Origin of the sequence: Pseudomonas sp. GD04015 (genome assembly GCF_029837675.1) — a bacterium.
Lineage (GTDB): Bacteria > Pseudomonadota > Gammaproteobacteria > Pseudomonadales > Pseudomonadaceae > Aquipseudomonas > Aquipseudomonas paralcaligenes.
Genome location: NZ_JAOEEE010000048.1, coordinates 1 through 16,593, shown reverse-complemented (window position 1 = coordinate 16,593; position 16,593 = coordinate 1). Strand labels below are relative to the sequence as shown.

Below are 16,593 nucleotides of genomic sequence, written 5' to 3'. Positions count from 1 at the left end.
CGGGGCTCAAGAACGCTCGGCCCAGGCGGCCTGGCTGAAGAATTTCATGGTGACGGCGTGGATACTGCCATCGGCGATCCATGCGTTGAGATGGGCGTAGATCTGTTGCTGGCGCTTGACCGGGCTGAGCGCGGCCAGCTCGTCGCTGATCAGGTTCAACTGGAAGTTGCAGCCTTCGCCTTCCACCTCGACGAGGGTGTTGGGCAGCTTGGCCTCCAGGAGGTTCTTAACTTCTACGGCCTGCATGCTCGACCTCGATGGCGCAAAAGGATTCGGTGGCGGGCCTGGGCTCGCGGGTCGGCAATCATACAAAAAAGCCCCCCGCCTGCGAAGCCCGGCAGACGGAGGGCTGCTTGGCGGGTCAGGCCGGCAGGCCGAGCAGCTCGTGCAGGCCGGATACCCGGGCGATGCCCTGCATGTCCTGCGGCAGTCCGCGCACGCTCAGCTTCTTGCCAGCCGCCTTGGCGTCACGCATGAAGGCCAGCAGCAGCGACAGACCGACGCTGCTGGATTTCTCCACCGACGAGCAGTCGACCACCAGTTCGGCGGCCGGGGCCGAGCGGATCAGCTCGCGCCCCTGCTCACGCAGGGCCGGGCCGCTGCGGTAGTCGAGCACGCCGGAGAGCAGCAGCTCGCCGCCCGCGCCCTGGCGGATGGCGGTTTCGCTCATTGACCGCCCGCCTGCTGGCCTTCGGCGCTTTCCTTGGCTTTGGCCACCACGGCGCCCCAGCCGTCGATGGTCTTGTCGAGGTCGTTGCCGTTGCGCTGCATGCTGTCGGCGAACTGGTCGCGGAACAGCTTGCCAACGTTGATGCCGTTGATGATCACGTTGCGCAGCATCCACTGGCCGTCGATCCGCACCATGGTGTATGACACCGGGTAGACGGCGCCCTTGGCGTCCTTCACTTCCATGCCCACGCTGGCGCGCTCGTCACCATCGGCCTTGGCCGGCAGCACGCGGATGTCCTGGTTGTCGTATTCGAGCAGGGCGTTGCCGTAGAACTGCATCAGGCCACGCTTGAAGTTCTCCTCGAAGCGCTTGATCTGCGCGTCGCTCGCCTTGCGCGAATACTTGACGGTCATGATGCTGCGGGAGATGCCCTCGCTGTCCACCACCGGCCCGAGGATGCGCTCCAGGCTGTCGTAGAACTTCTCCGGGTTCTGCTTGTAGGCCGCCTTGTTGGCCTGCAGGTCACCGAGCAGCTCGTCGGTGGTGCCCTTGACCACATCGAAGGCGCCGGGAGCGGCGAAGGCCACCAGGGGCAGGCTTGCCAGCAGGACCAGCAGGCCGCGACGCAGGATTTTGAACATGCTCATTTGCTTTCCTTATTCACCGAGTTCATCAGGAACTTGCCGATCAGGTCTTCCAGTACCAGCGACGACTGGGTGTCGTGGATGGTGCTGCCGTCCTTGAGCAGGTCTTCCTCGCCACCGACGCTGATGCCGATGTATTTCTCGCCCAGCAGGCCGGCGGTGAGGATCGAGGCCGTGGAGTCCACGGGCAGGTTGTCGACCCGCTGCTCGATCTCCATGGTCACGCGACCGGTGTAGCTGTCGCGGTCCAGATCGACGGCGGTCACCTTGCCGATGGTCACACCGGCCATGGTCACCTTGGCCCTGACTGTAAGACCGGCGATGTTGTCGAAGTTCGCATACAACTTGTAGGTATCGCTGGAGCCGGTGGCCGACAGCCCGCTCACGCGCAGGGCGAGCAGCAGCAGCGCCAGCAGTCCGGCCAGCAGGAACAGGCCTACGCCGATTTCCAGGGAGCGGCTTTGCATCAGAAATCTCCAAACATCAGGGCGGTCAGAATAAAGTCGAGTCCGAGCACGGCCAGAGAGGCATAGACCACGGTCTTGGTCGTGGCACGACTGATGCCTTCCGAGGTCGGCTCGCAGTCGTAGCCCTGGAACACGGCGATCCAGGTCACCACGAAGGCGAACACCACGCTCTTGATCACACCGTTGAGCACGTCATCGACGAATTCCACGCTGTTCTGCATGTTCGACCAGAACGAGCCTTCGTATACGCCCAGCCAGTCGACGGCAACCATGGCGCCGCCCCAGATGCCGACGACACTGAAGATCGCGGCCAGCAGCGGCATGGAGATGAAGCCGGCCCACAGACGCGGGGCGATGATGTACTTGAGCGGATCGACGCCGATCATTTCCAGGCTGGACAGCTGCTCGGTGGACTTCATGTTGCCGATCTCGGCGGTCAGCGCCGAACCGGCACGGCCGGCGAACAGCAGGCCGGTGACCACCGGGCCGAGTTCGCGCAGCAGGGTCAGGGCGACCATCTGCCCCACGGCCTGCTCGGAACCATAGCTGGTCAGGATGTTGTAGCCTTGCAGCGCCAGCACCATGCCGATGAACAGGCCGGCCACCACGATGATCGGCAGCGACAGCACGCCCACCGAGTAGAGCTGGCGAATCAGCAGCTGGCCGCCGTTGCGCAGACCGCCGCGACCGAGCAGCGAGGCGAACAGGAACAGGGTCGAGCGCCCCATGGCCTGGACCACGTCGATACCGGCGCGACCGAGCAGCGCGATGCGTTCGAGAAGAGACTTCCTGCGCATCAGCGCGCCCCCAGCAGATCGTCGAGATAATTCGGCGCCGGGTAATGGAACGGCACCGGGCCATCGGGAATGCCCTTCATGAACTGCTGGATACGCGGGTTATCCGAGTTCCGCAGCTCCGCCGGCGTGCCCTGCCCCAGTACCTGGGCATCGCCCACCACATAGATGTAGTCGGCGATGCTGGCGGTCTCGGCCAGGTCGTGGGACACCACGATGCTGGTGATGCCGAGGGCGTCGTTGAGCAGGCGGATCAGGCGCACCAGCACGCCCATGGCGATGGGGTCCTGACCGACGAACGGCTCGTCGTACATCAGTATCTGCGGGTCCAGCGCGATCGCCCGGGCCAGCGCCACACGGCGCTTCATGCCGCCGGACAGCTCGTCCGGCATGAGGTCGACCGCACCGCGCAGGCCAACGGCCTGCAGCTTCATCAGCACGATGTCGCGGATCATCTCGTCGGACAGCTGGGTATGCACGCGCAGTGGGAAGGCGACGTTCTCGAACACGTCGAGATCGGTGAACAGCGCACCACTCTGGAACAGCACGCCGAACTGCTTGCGCATGTCGAACAGATCGGGGCGGGAGAGTTCGGGCAGGTTCTGCCCGTTGACCCAGACTTCGCCGCTGGCGGGCTTGAGCTGAGCGGCGATCAGGCGCAGCAGGGTGGTCTTGCCGCAACCGGACGGCCCCATGATGCCGGTGACCTTGCCACGGGGAATGCGGATATCGACGTTGTCAAAGATGTTGCGCGCGCCGCGTTTGAAGGTCAGTCCCTTCAACTCGACGGCATAGGCATTCTCGGCGCTCATCCAAACTCCTTGAGATGCGGCCCTCCATGGACAGACGCAGGTTTCCACGGCAGGGACACCTCGCGCCGTGGTCAGGCCGAACAGGGCGCGGAATATAGCATCGGCATGATTGCAGCCCAAGGCACTGCAACTTTTTCATAACAATTGGTCACAACATACGCTCAGTGCGGAGCGCTCCACGTGAGCCCGATCGCCTTTACCGTTATACTCCTCGCCTTTTAGGCCCAGTATCACAACGCATGAACCAGACCAGCGATCTGATCCAGTCCGCACAGCGCACCATCCGCCTCGAGGCCGAGGCCGTGGAGAGCCTGCTCAGCCGCATCGATGCAGACTTCGTTCGCGCCTGTGAAATGCTCCTGGCCTGCAAGGGTCGGGTGGTCGTGGTCGGCATGGGCAAGTCCGGCCACATCGGCAACAAGATCGCCGCCACCCTGGCGAGCACCGGCACCCCCTCCTTCTTCGTCCATCCCGCCGAGGCCAGCCACGGCGACATGGGCATGATCACCCGCGACGACGTGGTCCTGGCCCTGTCCAACTCCGGCTCCACCGCCGAGATCGTCACCCTGCTGCCGCTGATCAAGCGCCTGGGCATCCAGCTCATCAGCATGACCGGCAATCCCGAATCGCCGCTGGCCAAGGCCGCCGAGGTCAATCTCGACGCCCGAGTCCCCCAGGAAGCCTGCCCGCTGAACCTGGCACCGACCTCCTCCACCACCGTGTCCCTGGTACTCGGCGACGCCCTCGCCATCGCCCTGCTGGAGGCCCGCGGCTTTACCGCCGAGGACTTCGCCTTCTCCCATCCGGGCGGCGCCCTCGGTCGTCGCCTGCTGCTCAAGGTGGAGAACGTGATGCACGCCGGCGAGCGCCTGCCGCTGGTGCCGCGCGGTACGTCGCTGCGCGAGGCGCTGCTGGAAATGACCCGCAAGGGCCTGGGCATGACCGTGATCGTCGAGACCGACGGCAAGCTGGCCGGCATCTTCACCGACGGCGACCTGCGCCGCACCCTGGACAAGGGCATCGACGTGCGCCAGGCGAGCATCGACCAGGTGATGACCGTCCACGGGAAGATCGCCCGCGCCGAGATGCTCGCCGCCGAGGCCCTGAGAATCATGGAAGACCACAAGATCAACTCGCTGGTGGTGGTGGACGACGAGGACCGCCCCGTCGGCGCCCTCAACATGCACGACCTGCTGCGCGCCGGAGTACTGTGATGACCGCCGATCTCCTGCAGCGCACCAAGGCCATCCGCCTCGCCATCTTCGACGTCGATGGCGTGCTCACCGACGGTCGTCTCTACTTCCTCACCGACGGCAGCGAATTCAAGACCTTCAACACCCTCGACGGCCACGGCATCAAGATGCTGATCAACTCCGGCGTGCGCACCGCGATCATCAGCGGACGCAAGACCCCGGTGGTCGAGCGCCGTGCGCAGAACCTCGGCATCCAGCACCTGTACCAGGGACGCGAGGACAAGCTGGTGGTACTGGATGAACTGCTCGGCGTACTGGGCCTGAGCTACGAACAGGTCGCCTACCTGGGCGACGACCTGCCCGACCTGCCGGTGATCCGCCGCGTCGGCCTCGGCATGGCCGTGGCCAGCGCCGACGCTTTCGTCCGCCAGCATGCCCACGGCGTGACCGCCGCGCGGGGCGGCGAAGGCGCGGCCCGCGAGTTCTGCGAACTGATCATGCGCGGCCAGGGCACGCTCGAAGCCGCCCAGGCCGCCTACCTCTAGGACCGCTCATGAACGGCAAGCTGCGCAACTACCTCACGGCCCTGGTGGCGATCGTTCTGGTCGGCGCCCTGGGCTACTGGAACGTCCGCCCCGAGAGTTTCATGGAGAAGAAGGCCGCCGCCGAAGCCGAGAACGCCATCGACTTCTACGTGGTCGGAGCCACTACCCGGCAGTTCCAGGAAGACGGCAAGCTGCGCTACGAGATGACTGCCGCCAAGGTCGAGCACATCAAGGCCACCGACGTGACCCTGCTCGACAAGCCTGATCTGCAGCTCTACCGCGGCACCCAGTACCCCTGGCACGTGCGCAGCGACAAGGGCGAGGTCGCCCCGGAGGGCAAGCAGGTCGAACTGATCGACAACGTGCGCATCGCCCGCACTGACGCCAAGAATCGCCCAACCGTGATCACCAGCAGCCGGGTCACCGTGTTTCCCGACGAAGAATATGCGCAGACCCAGCAAGCCGTTAGAATCGAGGCCGCCAACGGGGTGACCACGGCACAGGGAATGAAAGCGTACATGAACGACGGCAAGATCGACTTGCTGTCCAACGTAAGAGGCCAGCATGAGGTTCGTTAAAACCTTCCCCCTATTGCTCAGCCTGGGCGCCGCGCTGGGAAGCGCTGCCGCCTGGGCCCTGCCCAGCGACCGTGATCAGCCGATCCGGGTCCAGGCGGACAGCGCGGAACTGGATGACAAGCAAGGTGTGGCCGTCTACCGCGGCGGCGTGGTGATCACCCAGGGCACCCTGAAGATTACCGGCGACACCGTGACCATCACCCAGGACGCCAACGGCGAGATCGAAGTCTTCACCTCGGTGGGCCACCCGGCCTACTACGAGCAGAAGCCGTCCGTGGACAAGGACATCGTCAAGGCCTACGGCAAGACCATCCAGTACTTCGCGAGCAACGAGCGCATCGTGCTGATCGACCAGGCCAAGGTGATCCAGCAGGGCAACACCTTCGAAGGCGAGAAGATCGTCTACGACACCCAGCGCCAGATCGTCAACGCCGGCCGCGCCACGGGCAGCAGCGTATCGGTGCCGCGCCCGCGCATCGACATGATCCTGCAGCCGCGCAAGAAGAACGGCCAGCCGGAGCAGGCGCAGTAATGGCGACCCTCAAAGCCCAGCACCTGGCCAAGAGCTACAAGGGCCGCCAGGTGGTCCGCGACGTCAGCCTGTCCATCGACAGCGGCCAGATCGTCGGCCTGCTCGGCCCCAACGGCGCCGGCAAGACCACCTGCTTCTACATGATCGTCGGCCTTGTCCAGGCCGATCAGGGCCGCGTGCTGATCGACAGCGACGACATCAGTCACCAGCCCATGCACGGCCGCGCGCGCTCCGGCATCGGCTACCTGCCGCAGGAAGCCTCGATCTTCCGCAAGCTGAGCGTGGCCGACAACATCATGGCCATCCTCGAGACCCGCAAGGATCTCGACCGCGCCGGCCGCCAGAGCGCCCTGGAAGCCCTGCTGCAGGAATTCCACATCAACCACATCCGCGACAGCCTCGGCATGAGCCTGTCCGGCGGCGAGCGTCGCCGCGTGGAGATCGCCCGCGCCCTGGCCACCGAGCCGAAGTTCATCCTGCTCGACGAACCCTTCGCCGGCGTGGACCCGATCTCGGTGGGCGATATCAAGCAGATCATCCATCACCTGAAGGCCAAGGGCATCGGCGTGCTGATCACCGATCACAACGTGCGCGAGACCCTGGATATCTGCGAGACCGCCTACATTGTCAACGACGGCCAGTTGATCGCCGAAGGCGACGCCGAGACCATCCTCGCCAATCAACTGGTCAAGGAAGTCTACCTGGGCCACGAATTCCGCCTCTGAGCCACTCCCGCGTGCGGGACTTGCGCAAACGGCTGGAATCATTCAAGGTCAGGCATATAATTTGCTTCCTGGGGCGGCCCGCCGCCTCGCAGTTGGATGGCGCCCCGCGCCGGCAAGTGAACAAGGTACCCAGCCCCACACCATGAAACCGTCGCTAGTCCTCAAGATGGGCCAGCAGCTGACGATGACCCCGCAGCTGCAACAGGCCATCCGCCTCCTCCAGCTTTCCACCCTGGACCTGCAGCAGGAAATCCAGGAAGCGCTGGAATCCAACCCCATGCTGGAGCGCCAGGAAGACGGCGAAGACTTCGATAACTCCGACCCCATGGCCGACGCCGCCGAGCAGGCCGGCCCGGCGCAACAGGACAGCTCCAGCTTCCAGGACAGCACCGTTGCGGTGAACAACAGCGAGAGCGCCGAGGACGGCGAGTGGCATGACCGCATCCCCAGCGAGCTGCCCGTCGACACCGCCTGGGAAGACGTCTACCAGACCAGCGCCAGCAGCCTGCCGAGCAACGATGACGACGAGTGGGACTTCACCACGCGCACGTCTGCCGGCGAGAGCCTGCAGAGCCACTTGCTGTGGCAGCTCAACCTGGTGCCGATGTCCGATACCGACAAGCTGATCGGCGTCACCATCATCGACTGCATCAACAACCAGGGTTACCTGGAAGAATCCATCGACGAGATCGTCGAGTCCTTCGATCCCGAACTGGAGATCGAGGCCGACGAGGTCGAAGCCGTCCTGCATCGCATCCAGCATTTCGAGCCGGCCGGCATCGGCGCCCGCGACCTGCGCGAATGCCTGTTGCTGCAACTGCGCCAGCTGCCGGCCGGCACACCCTGGCTGAGTGAGGCCCAACGCCTGGCCGGCGAGCACCTCGACGTGCTCGGCAGCCGCGACTACAGCCAGCTGATGCGCCGCCTGAAGCTCAAGGAAGACGAGCTGCGCCAGGTGATCGAGCTGATCCAGAGCCTCAACCCGCGCCCCGGATCGCAGATCGAGGCCGGCGAGCCGGAGTACGTGGTGCCGGACGTGATCGTGCGCAAGCACAACGAACGCTGGCTGGTCGAACTGAACCAGGAAGCCGTGCCGCGCCTGCGGGTCAACCCGCAGTACGCCGGCTTCGTCCGCCGCGCCGACTCCAGCGCGGACAACACCTTCATGCGCAACCAGTTGCAGGAAGCGCGCTGGTTCATCAAGAGCCTGCAGAGCCGCAACGAGACGCTGATGAAGGTGGCGACGCAGATCGTCGAGCACCAGCGCGGCTTCCTCGAATACGGCGACGAGGCCATGAAGCCCCTGGTGCTGCATGACATCGCCGAGGCGGTGGGCATGCACGAGTCGACCATCTCGCGGGTCACCACGCAGAAATTCATGCACACCCCGCGCGGCATCTACGAGCTGAAGTACTTCTTCTCCAGCCACGTCAGCACCTCCGAGGGCGGCGAATGCTCGTCCACCGCGATCCGCGCCATCATCAAGAAACTGGTGGCCGCGGAAAACGCGAAAAAGCCGTTGAGTGACAGCAAGATCGCTGGTTTACTGGAGGCACAGGGCATTCAGGTAGCCCGCCGCACCGTCGCCAAGTACCGCGAGTCCCTCGGCATAGCGCCGTCCAGCGAACGCAAGCGACTGATGTAAGCGGCCCTGAGCGGAAGGTTTCTGCACACCGTATCGAGCGCCGGATACCCTGCCACGGGGAAACCACGGCCAGCAGTGCAGCACCCTCCCAGCCAGCGTGTTACGGCGGCAGGCCCGATAGCCTGTCTCTTACACAAGGCAACAAGGAGATGCGTTATGCAAGTCAACATCAGTGGACATCAACTGGATGTGACAGACGCCCTGCGTGACTATGTCGGCGAGAAGTTGGGCCGGCTGGAGCGCCATTTCGACAAGATCACCAATGTGCAGGTCATCATGGAGGTCGAGAAGCTGAAGCAGAAGATCGAAGCGACCCTGCACATTGCCGGCGGTGAGGTGGTCGCCAACGCCGAGCACGAAGACATGTACGCCGCCATCGACCTGCTGACCGACAAACTCGACCGCCAACTGATCAAGCACAAGGAAAAGCAGCTGGGCCGCCTGCAGGGCGCCACCGCACGCTGATACCTCCCCCTCCATGATCCGACTCGAAACCATCCTGACTCCCGCACGTTCCCCCGTGAACGTGCCGGGAGGCAGCAAGAAGCGTGTACTCGAACAGATTGCCAATCTGGTCGCCCGTGATCTGCCCGATCTGGACGCCCAGGATATCTTCGAAAACCTGATCGCCCGCGAGAAGCTCGGCTCCACCGGCTTCGGCAACGGCATCGCCATTCCCCACTGCCGCCTGGCCGGCTGCAATGCGCCGATCAGCGCCGTGCTGCACCTGGAAGCGGCCGTGGACTTCGACGCCATCGACGGCGCGCCGGTGGACCTGCTGTTCGTCCTGCTGGTGCCGGAGGCGGCGACCGACGAGCACCTCGAACTGCTGCGCCAGATCGCCAGCATGCTGGACCGTGCCGAGGTGCGCGAACGCCTGCGCCAGGCGCAGAGCAACGAGGATCTGTACCAGGTCGTGGTCGACGTACAGAACGGCCTTTGAACAGGGGGGCGGCATGCGTCTGATCATCGTCAGCGGGCGTTCCGGCTCGGGCAAGAGCACCGCCCTCGACGTACTGGAAGACAACGGTTTCTACTGCATCGACAACCTGCCTGCCGGGCTCCTGCCGGACCTGGCGGAGCGCTCCCTGCTGCAGACCGAGCTGCTGCACCCGCAGGTCGCCGTGTCGGTGGATGCACGCAACCTGCCCAGCCAGCTCAAGCGCTTCCCGGAGCTGCTCGACGAGGTGCGTGGCCGTCATATCCAGTGTGACGTTCTGTATCTCGACGCCGACGAGGAAACCCTGCTCAAGCGCTTCTCCGAGACCCGCCGGCGCCACCCGCTGACCAACGAGAAGCGCGCCCTGGCCGAAGCCATTCGTGACGAAACCCAGCTGCTGCAGCCGATCATCGACCTCGCCGACCTGAAGATCGACACCACCCACCTGAACCTCTACCAGCTGCGCGACACCATCAAGCTGCGCCTGCTGAACAAGCCGGAACCGGGTACCGCGTTCCTGGTCGAATCGTTCGGCTTCAAGCGCGGCATGCCGGTCGATGCCGACCTGGTGTTCGACGTCAGGTGCCTGCCCAACCCCTACTGGAAACCGGACCTGCGCGACATGTCCGGCCTGGAGGCGCCGGTGGCCGAGTACCTCGCGGCACAGCCGGACGTGGAAGAGATGTACCAGGACATCCACGCCTACCTGCACAAGTGGCTGCCACGCTTCGCCGCCAGCAACCGGTCCTACGTGACCATTGCCATCGGCTGCACCGGCGGCCACCATCGCTCGGTGTACTTGGCCAACCGCCTGGGCGAAGCCCTGAAACCCGTATTGAAGAACGTCCAGGTCCGCCACCGCGACCTCGGCTAAGGACTGCGATGCCCACCCGCGAGATCACCATCGTCAACAAGCTCGGCCTGCACGCCAGGGCCGCCGCCAAGTTCGTCGGGGTCGCCAGCGGCTTCCCCTGTCAGATCCGCGTCGGCCGCTCGCTGGAAAGCCAGGTGGACGGCAAGAGCATCATGTCGGTGATGATGCTGGCCGCCGGCAAGGGCACCAGCCTGCAGTTGTCCAGCGAAGGCGAGCGTGCCGAAGAAGCGCTGGACGCGCTGGTCGCCCTGGTCAACGACAAGTTCGGCGAAGGCGAATAGACACCGCGCTCAGCCGAGCGCGGTATCCAGCACCATCATCAGACAGAAGCCCGCCGCCAGCCCCAGGCTGGCCTCGGTGGCGTAGCCCTTGCGGTGCGACTCGGGGATGATCTCGTGGACCACCGCGAACAGCATGGCACCGGCGGCCAGCGAGAGCCCCCAGGGCAGGAGCAGCGCGGACACCCCCACCAGCCAGGCGCAGAGCACCGCGAACAGCGGCTCGACCAGCCCGGAAGCCGCGCCGATCAGTAGCGCCTTGCCCCGCCCCATGCCGCCACCGGCAAGCACCAGGGCGATGATCAGCCCCTCGGGCAGGTCCTGCAGGGCGATGCCCATGGCCAGCGTGTCGGCGCCCTCCAGGCCGGCGCCGGCGGAAACGCCCACCGCCATGCCCTCGGGAATGTTGTGCAGCACGATGGCGACGACGAACAGCAGGATGTTCGGCGCCAGCACCTGCAGCTCGCCGTTGGCGGCACGCATCTGCACCTCCGGCAGGAAGCGGCCCAGCCCGAACAGCGCGCCGGCACCGATCAGCAGGCCCAGGCTGGCGAGGAAGCCGGCGCCCCATTTGGAGAAACCGAGTTCCTCGGCCGCGCCCAGCGCCGGGATCAGCAACGAGAACACCGTGGCGGCCAGCATCACGCCGCCGCCGAAACCCAGCAGGGTATCGGCGAAGCGGGTCGAGATGCTGCGCATGAACAACACCGGCAGAGCCCCCAGCGCGGTGCCCAGGGCGCACAGAAGGCCGCCCTGCAACGCTCGCCAGATCTGCGGCTCGATGGCCTGTTCGGCGACCGTGCTGGCCTGCATCAGCAGCAGGCTGCAGCCGAGCAGCACCACGGAGAAGCCGATCAGATAGCGCAAGGTTCGCCCTCCGCTCGAGGAAAAGCTCTGCAGCATGCCGTTATAGCTCCGTTCAGCCGGCCGACAGGGCGTCACGGTAGCGCCGCGCCACCTCGTCCCAGTCGATCACGTTGTAGAAGGCGCCGATGTACTCCGGCCGGCGGTTCTGGTAGCGCAGGTAGTAGGCGTGCTCCCACACGTCCAGCCCGAGGATCGGCGTGTTGCCGTTCATCAGCGGGCTGTCCTGGTTGGCGCTGCTCTCCACCACCAGGCGCTTGTCCGGCGTCACGCTGAGCCAGGCCCAGCCGCTGCCGAAACGGGTCAGCGCGGCCTTGGTGAAAGCCTCCTTGAACGCGGCGAAGCCACCGATCTGCTCGTCGATGGCGGCCGCCAGCTCGCCGCTCGGCTCGCCACCGCCGGACGGCGACATCACCGTCCAGAACAGCGTGTGGTTGGCGTGCCCGCCGCCCTGGTTGATCACCGCGCCGTGCAGCGCCTGGGGCAGTTCGGCCAGGCGCGACAGCAGTTGTTCCACCGGCCACTCGACATAGGACGACCCTTCGAGCGCCGCGTTCAGGTTGTTGATGTAGGTCTGGTGATGCTTGCTGTGGTGGATTTCCATGGTCTGGGCATCGATGTGCGGTTCCAGGGCATCGTAGGCGTAGGGCAGCGCCGGCAGGCTGTGGGGCATGGAGTGTCTCCTTCAGTGATAGTGTCGACCGGGGGCGGAAGCCCCGGCACGCTGCCGCCAGGCGTGGCGTTGCGGCGCGCCGAGCAGGCGGTCGGTGCGGGGAAAGGCGCCGTGTTCGGCGATGAACTGCAGCAGCTCCAGATAGGTGCGCCGGCTGTGGTGCATCGCGGCGGTGCGCAGGCCCTCGGCCAGCGAGTCGTCGGCGAGGGTCTGCAGCAGGCGTTCGTGGCTGGCGCAGAGGTTCTCGGCGGCCTCCTCGGGCTGGCCGAGCATCAGGTGCAGGTCGGCCAGGTTGTGGTGGGAGATGACGAAGGCGGCGACCGCCATGTCGTGGTCGGCCCAGCGGCCGAACAACACCTGGGCCTCGGCCAGCGCCTGCAGGTAGAGTTCGCGCGCCTGCACCCAGTCGCCCTCGGCGTAGCAGCGATTGCCCGCCTCGATGGTTATCTTCCAGTGCTCCATTGCCTGACCTCCTCGCACACGGCGGATGGTGGCGACCTCAGAGGCCGCCTTCGGTGAGCTTTTCCGGATTGAGCAGTTGTTCGAGCTGCTGCCGCGACAGGTCGGTGTTCTCCAGCGCGACCTCGATGATTGGCCGGCCTTCGCGGTAGGCCTGCTTGGCGATCTCGGCGGCCTTCAGGTAGCCGATGATCGGGTTGAGCGCGGTTACCAGGATCGGGTTGCGGTCCAGCGCTTCCTTCAGCTTCGGCTGGTTGACCTTGAAGCTGGCGATGGCGCGGTCCGCCAGCAGGCGGCTGACGTTGCCGAGCAGCTGGATGCTGTGCAGCAGGTTGTCCGCCACCAGCGGCAGCATCACGTTCAGCTCGAAGTTGCCGGACTGGCCGGCGATGGCGATGGCCGCGTCGTTGCCGATCACCTGGGCGGCGACCATGGCGGTGGCCTCCGGGATCACCGGGTTGACCTTGCCGGGCATGATCGAGGAGCCCGGCTGCAGCGCCTCCAGCTCGATTTCGGCGAGGCCGGCGAGCGGGCCGGAGTTCATCCAGCGCAGGTCGTTGGCGATCTTCATCAGCGATACCGCCACTGTCTTGAGCTGGCCGGAGACGGCCACGGCGGTGTCCTGGGAGCCGATCAGGGCGAAGAAGTTAGTGCCCGGGGTGAAGGTCACGCCGCTCAGCGCGCTCAGCTCCCGGCAGAAGTGCTCGGCGAAACGCGGGTGGGCGTTGACGCCGGTGCCCACCGCGGTGCCGCCCTGGGCCAGCGCCTGCAGGCTCGGCTGCAGGGCGCGCAGGTGCTGGATGTTGGCCTGGATCTGCTGGCCCCAGCCGTCCAACACCTGGCTCATGCGCACCGGCATGGCGTCCATCAGGTGGGTGCGGCCGGTCTTGACGAAGGGCTGCACTTCCAGCGACTTGTCGCAGAGTACGGTGAGCAGGTGCCCCAGGGCCGGCAGCAGGCTTTCGTGCAGCTCGATGGCGGCGCTGACGTGGATGGTGGTGGGGATGATGTCGTTGCTGCTCTGGCCGCAGTTGACGTGGTCGTTGGCACTGACGTTATCGCCGAGGATGCGGCTGGCCAGGGTGGCGATCACCTCGTTGGCGTTCATGTTCGAGCTGGTGCCGGAGCCGGTCTGGAATACATCGACCGGGAAGTGCTCCATGAAGTCGCCATCCAGCAGTTGCTGGCAGGCCGCGACGATGGCGTCGCCCAGCGCCGGGCTGAGTTGCTCCAGCTCCACGTTGGCCCGCGCCGCGGCGGCCTTGGCCAGGATCAGCGCGCGGATGAAGGGTGCCGGCATGCGCTGGCCGGAAACCGGGAAGTTGTTCACCGCGCGCTGGGTCTGCGCGCCGTAGAGCGCCTCGGCCGGGACGTCCAGTTCACCCATGCTGTCGCGTTCGATACGGGTGCCACTGCGGTTATCACTCATGAGAATTACCTTCTACCGGTTCGTTGAATGTGAGGGAGGGCGGCAGGCACAGGGTGGCCAGCCGGTTGCGCAGACGGATCAGGCTGCGCTGCCGCTCCAGATTGCAGGCGAGCTTTTCCAGGCTGTGCAGGGGACGCCAGGCGCGGTCCAGGCAGAGGCTGCGCCAGTGCCAGGGCAGTGCCGGATCGCAGGCGGTGTCGAGCAGCAACTCGAACACCAGCACCGACATGCGCCAGGCGTCGAGGCGCCCGCTGGCCACCAGCTGGCAGCCGTGGAATTCGTACTGGTCGAGCAGGCGCGGCTCGTCCGGCAGCAGCGCGCAGCGGATGCGGAAGCCTTGCCAGTGCCAGCAGTCCAGGCAGGGGGTAAAGAAAAGGAAGGACATGAAGCGTCCACTCTGACTCGATAATGATATTTATTCTTGAATAGTAAGAATAATCAATACCACAGTTTGTGTGGACTTGCCGGATACGGGCATGAAAAAACCCGGCGTCCGTGGCGGCACGCCGGGTTTTGTGGGCGGAATCGCGGTCAGCTACCGGCGACGGTCATCCGCTCGATCAGCACCGAGCCGGTGCGGATGTTGCCGCGCAGTTCGAGGTCGCTGCCCACGGCGACGATCTGGCGGAACATGTCCTTCAGGTTGCCGGCGATGGTGACTTCCTGCACCGGGAACTGGATTTCGCCGTTCTCCACCCAGTATCCGGCGGCGCCGCGCGAGTAGTCGCCGGTGACTAGGTTGAGGCCCTGCCCCATCAGTTCGGTGACCAGCAGGCCGCGGCCCATACGGCGCAGCAGCGCCTGCTGGTCCTCGTCGCCGTGGCTGACGAACAGGTTGTGTACACCGCCGGCGTTGGCCGTGCTGGGCAGGCCCAGCTTGCGCCCGGAATAGGTGCCGAGGATGTAGGAGACCAGCTCGCCGCCGGCCACGAAGGGCTTGGCGTAGGTGGCCAGGCCGTCGCCGTCGAAGGCGGCGCTGCCCATGGCGCGGGGGATGTGCGGGCGCTCGTCGATACTCAGCCACTCGGGGAACAGACGCTGGCCCAGCGCGCCTTCGAGGAACGAGGAATGGCGGTACAGGTTGCCGCCGGAGATGGCGGCCAGGAAGTGGCCGAACAGGCCGGTGGCCAGCTCGGGGGCGAACAGCACCGGCACCTCGCAGGTCGGCACCGGCCGGGCGCCGAGGCGCGCCACGCTGCGTTCGGCGGCCAGGCGACCGATCTTCGCCGGGTCGGCCAACAGCTCGCCCTGGCGGTTGACGTCATACCAGTAGTCGCGCTGCATCTGCCCTTCGCCCTCGGCGATCATCACGCAGCTCAGGCTGTGACGGGTGCTGGCGTAGCCGCCGACGAAGCCGTGGCTGTTGCCGTAGACCCGGCAGCCCTGGTGGGTGCTGAGGCTGGTGCCGTCGGCATTGCCGATGCGCGGGTCGGTGGCGAAGGCGGCCGACTCGCAGGCCAGGGCCAGTTCCACCGCCTGTTCCGGGGTGATCGCCCAGGGATGGTAGAGGTCGAGTTCGGGCAGCTCGCGGGCCATCAGCGCGGCATCGGCGAGGCCGGCGGACGCGTCCTCGGAGGCGTGTTTGGCGATGGCCAGGGCCGCCGCCACCGTCTCCTGGACGGCCGCCTCGCCGCTCGCCGAGGTGCTGGCCGAGCCCTTGCGCTGGCCGACGTAGAGGGTGATGCCGAAGCCCTGATCGCGATTGAACTCGACCGTCTCGACCTCGCCCTGGCGCACCGTGGTGGACAGCCCCTGCTCCATCGACACCGCCACCTCGCAGGCGCTGGCGCCCTGGCGGCGCGCCTCGGCGATGATCCGCTCGACCTGCGCCTGCAGGTCCGGCAGGGCCTGCGGGCCCACTGCTTGTGCTGAACTCATGTTGCACTCCACTGCTGGAGCCGCCGCCCGCGAGGGACAGGCAACCCCTGACTCGTTATCATGGCGACGTTTCCATTCGGACCGCCCCCATGGCTGATTCCTACGACGAAGACTTCTCCGGCGAGAAGAGCAAGACCCAGATCAAGCGCGAGCTGCATGCCCTGCAAGACCTCGGCGCCCGCCTGACCACCCTCAAGCCCGATCTGATCGCCAGGCTGCCGCTCACCGACGGCCTGCGCAAGGCTTTGGCCGAGGCCCCGAAACACACGGCCAATGCCGCCAAGAAACGCCACGTCCAGTTCATCGGCAAGCTCATGCGCGACCAGGACATCGAGGGCATCCTCGCCCTGATCGACCAAGTCGACAGCTCCACCCGCGAATACAACGAGCGCTTCCACGCTCTCGAGCGCTGGCGCGACCGCCTGATCGCGGGCGACGACGCCACCCTGGAGAGCTTCGTCGCCGACTACCCGGAAGCCGACCGCCAGCACCTGCGCAGCCTGATCCGTCATGCCCAGCACGAGGCGACGCGGAACAAGCCGCCGAGCGCCGCGCGCAAGATTTTCAAGTACATCCGCGACCTGGACGAGGTC

General features: G+C 65.8%; 23 protein-coding genes. 11 read left to right on the top strand and 12 right to left on the bottom strand.

Annotated elements, in window-relative coordinates; all coding sequences use genetic code 11:
- Positions 1–6 precede the first annotated feature (6 nt).
- The 6 genes from N7640_RS23910 to N7640_RS23885 form a co-directional block, all read right to left on the bottom strand.
- Positions 7–246: a BolA family protein gene (locus N7640_RS23910; protein WP_220813900.1), complete on the bottom strand. Its 240-nt coding sequence runs from the start codon at positions 244–246 to the stop codon at positions 7–9.
- Between the two features lie 115 nt (positions 247–361).
- On the bottom strand, positions 362–670 hold the full coding sequence (locus N7640_RS23905; protein ID WP_279904690.1) for an STAS domain-containing protein: 309 nt from the start codon (positions 668–670) through the stop codon (positions 362–364).
- Positions 667–1,311 carry an ABC transporter substrate-binding protein gene (locus N7640_RS23900; protein ID WP_279904747.1) on the bottom strand — a complete coding sequence of 215 codons (645 nt, stop codon included), beginning with the start codon at positions 1,309–1,311 and terminating at the stop codon, positions 667–669. Before N7640_RS23900 ends, N7640_RS23905 begins: the two co-directional genes overlap by 4 nt.
- A gap of 2 nt (positions 1,312–1,313) precedes the next feature.
- A complete protein-coding gene (gene mlaD / locus N7640_RS23895) occupies positions 1,314–1,781 on the bottom strand; it encodes an outer membrane lipid asymmetry maintenance protein MlaD (RefSeq protein WP_220813898.1) in 468 nt (155 codons plus the stop codon).
- Positions 1,781–2,578 (bottom strand): lipid asymmetry maintenance ABC transporter permease subunit MlaE, encoded by a 798-nt coding sequence (gene mlaE / locus N7640_RS23890; protein WP_220813897.1) that lies wholly within the window; start codon positions 2,576–2,578, stop codon positions 1,781–1,783. The genes mlaD and mlaE overlap by 1 nt, the downstream gene beginning before the upstream one ends.
- The gene (locus N7640_RS23885) at positions 2,578–3,387 is read right to left on the bottom strand and encodes an ABC transporter ATP-binding protein (RefSeq protein WP_220813896.1); all 810 of its coding nucleotides are present in this window, start codon (positions 3,385–3,387) and stop codon (positions 2,578–2,580) included. The genes mlaE and N7640_RS23885 overlap by 1 nt, the downstream gene beginning before the upstream one ends.
- 239 nt (positions 3,388–3,626) lie before the next feature.
- On the opposite strand from N7640_RS23885, the gene N7640_RS23880 reads away from it, so the two are divergent.
- The 10 genes from N7640_RS23880 (at position 3,627) to N7640_RS23835 (ending at position 10,700) form a co-directional block, all read left to right on the top strand.
- Positions 3,627–4,601, top strand: coding sequence for a KpsF/GutQ family sugar-phosphate isomerase (locus N7640_RS23880; RefSeq protein WP_220813895.1), 975 nt, complete (start codon positions 3,627–3,629; stop codon positions 4,599–4,601).
- Positions 4,601–5,125: an HAD family hydrolase gene (locus N7640_RS23875; protein ID WP_279904689.1), complete on the top strand. Its 525-nt coding sequence runs from the start codon at positions 4,601–4,603 to the stop codon at positions 5,123–5,125. The genes N7640_RS23880 and N7640_RS23875 overlap by 1 nt, the downstream gene beginning before the upstream one ends.
- 8 nt (positions 5,126–5,133) lie before the next feature.
- Entirely contained in the window at positions 5,134–5,703 is a 570-nt protein-coding gene (gene lptC / locus N7640_RS23870) for an LPS export ABC transporter periplasmic protein LptC (RefSeq protein WP_279904687.1), read from the top strand.
- Complete coding sequence (gene lptA / locus N7640_RS23865) at positions 5,690–6,235, top strand: lipopolysaccharide transport periplasmic protein LptA (RefSeq protein ID WP_220813892.1); 546 nt, start codon at positions 5,690–5,692, stop codon at positions 6,233–6,235. The genes lptC and lptA overlap by 14 nt, the downstream gene beginning before the upstream one ends.
- Positions 6,235–6,960 (top strand): LPS export ABC transporter ATP-binding protein, encoded by a 726-nt coding sequence (gene lptB / locus N7640_RS23860; protein ID WP_220813891.1) that lies wholly within the window; start codon positions 6,235–6,237, stop codon positions 6,958–6,960. The genes lptA and lptB overlap by 1 nt, the downstream gene beginning before the upstream one ends.
- Before the next feature lie 142 nt (positions 6,961–7,102).
- Positions 7,103–8,605: an RNA polymerase factor sigma-54 gene (locus N7640_RS23855; protein ID WP_220813890.1), complete on the top strand. Its 1,503-nt coding sequence runs from the start codon at positions 7,103–7,105 to the stop codon at positions 8,603–8,605.
- 156 nt (positions 8,606–8,761) lie between these two features.
- On the top strand, positions 8,762–9,070 hold the full coding sequence (gene raiA / locus N7640_RS23850) for a ribosome-associated translation inhibitor RaiA (RefSeq protein ID WP_220813889.1): 309 nt from the start codon (positions 8,762–8,764) through the stop codon (positions 9,068–9,070).
- Between the two features lie 13 nt (positions 9,071–9,083).
- On the top strand, positions 9,084–9,548 hold the full coding sequence (ptsN, locus tag N7640_RS23845) for a PTS IIA-like nitrogen regulatory protein PtsN (RefSeq protein ID WP_220813888.1): 465 nt from the start codon (positions 9,084–9,086) through the stop codon (positions 9,546–9,548).
- A gap of 13 nt (positions 9,549–9,561) precedes the next feature.
- A complete protein-coding gene (gene rapZ, locus N7640_RS23840; RefSeq protein WP_220813887.1) occupies positions 9,562–10,419 on the top strand; it encodes an RNase adapter RapZ in 858 nt (285 codons plus the stop codon).
- 8 nt (positions 10,420–10,427) lie between these two features.
- Entirely contained in the window at positions 10,428–10,700 is a 273-nt protein-coding gene (locus tag N7640_RS23835) for an HPr family phosphocarrier protein (RefSeq protein ID WP_279904686.1), read from the top strand.
- A gap of 9 nt (positions 10,701–10,709) precedes the next feature.
- Here N7640_RS23835 and N7640_RS23830 read toward each other — a convergent pair whose 3' ends face one another.
- From N7640_RS23830 to pmbA, 6 genes are all read right to left on the bottom strand, one after another.
- Entirely contained in the window at positions 10,710–11,600 is an 891-nt protein-coding gene (locus N7640_RS23830) for a ZIP family metal transporter (protein WP_220813885.1), read from the bottom strand.
- A gap of 16 nt (positions 11,601–11,616) precedes the next feature.
- Positions 11,617–12,234 (bottom strand): superoxide dismutase, encoded by a 618-nt coding sequence (locus N7640_RS23825; protein WP_220813884.1) that lies wholly within the window; start codon positions 12,232–12,234, stop codon positions 11,617–11,619.
- 12 nt (positions 12,235–12,246) lie between these two features.
- Positions 12,247–12,696: a tetratricopeptide repeat protein gene (locus N7640_RS23820; protein ID WP_220813883.1), complete on the bottom strand. Its 450-nt coding sequence runs from the start codon at positions 12,694–12,696 to the stop codon at positions 12,247–12,249.
- Positions 12,697–12,733: 37 nt separating this feature from the next.
- Entirely contained in the window at positions 12,734–14,122 is a 1,389-nt protein-coding gene (fumC, locus tag N7640_RS23815) for a class II fumarate hydratase FumC (RefSeq protein ID WP_279904685.1), read from the bottom strand.
- Positions 14,115–14,507: a FagA protein gene (locus tag N7640_RS23810; protein WP_279904684.1), complete on the bottom strand. Its 393-nt coding sequence runs from the start codon at positions 14,505–14,507 to the stop codon at positions 14,115–14,117. The genes fumC and N7640_RS23810 overlap by 8 nt, the downstream gene beginning before the upstream one ends.
- A gap of 146 nt (positions 14,508–14,653) precedes the next feature.
- Entirely contained in the window at positions 14,654–16,000 is a 1,347-nt protein-coding gene (gene pmbA, locus N7640_RS23805) for a metalloprotease PmbA (protein ID WP_279904683.1), read from the bottom strand.
- A gap of 89 nt (positions 16,001–16,089) precedes the next feature.
- Between pmbA and yjgA the strand changes: the two genes are divergently transcribed.
- The coding region (yjgA, locus tag N7640_RS23800) for a ribosome biogenesis factor YjgA (protein WP_279906253.1) at positions 16,090–16,593 on the top strand (504 nt) is incomplete at its 3' end.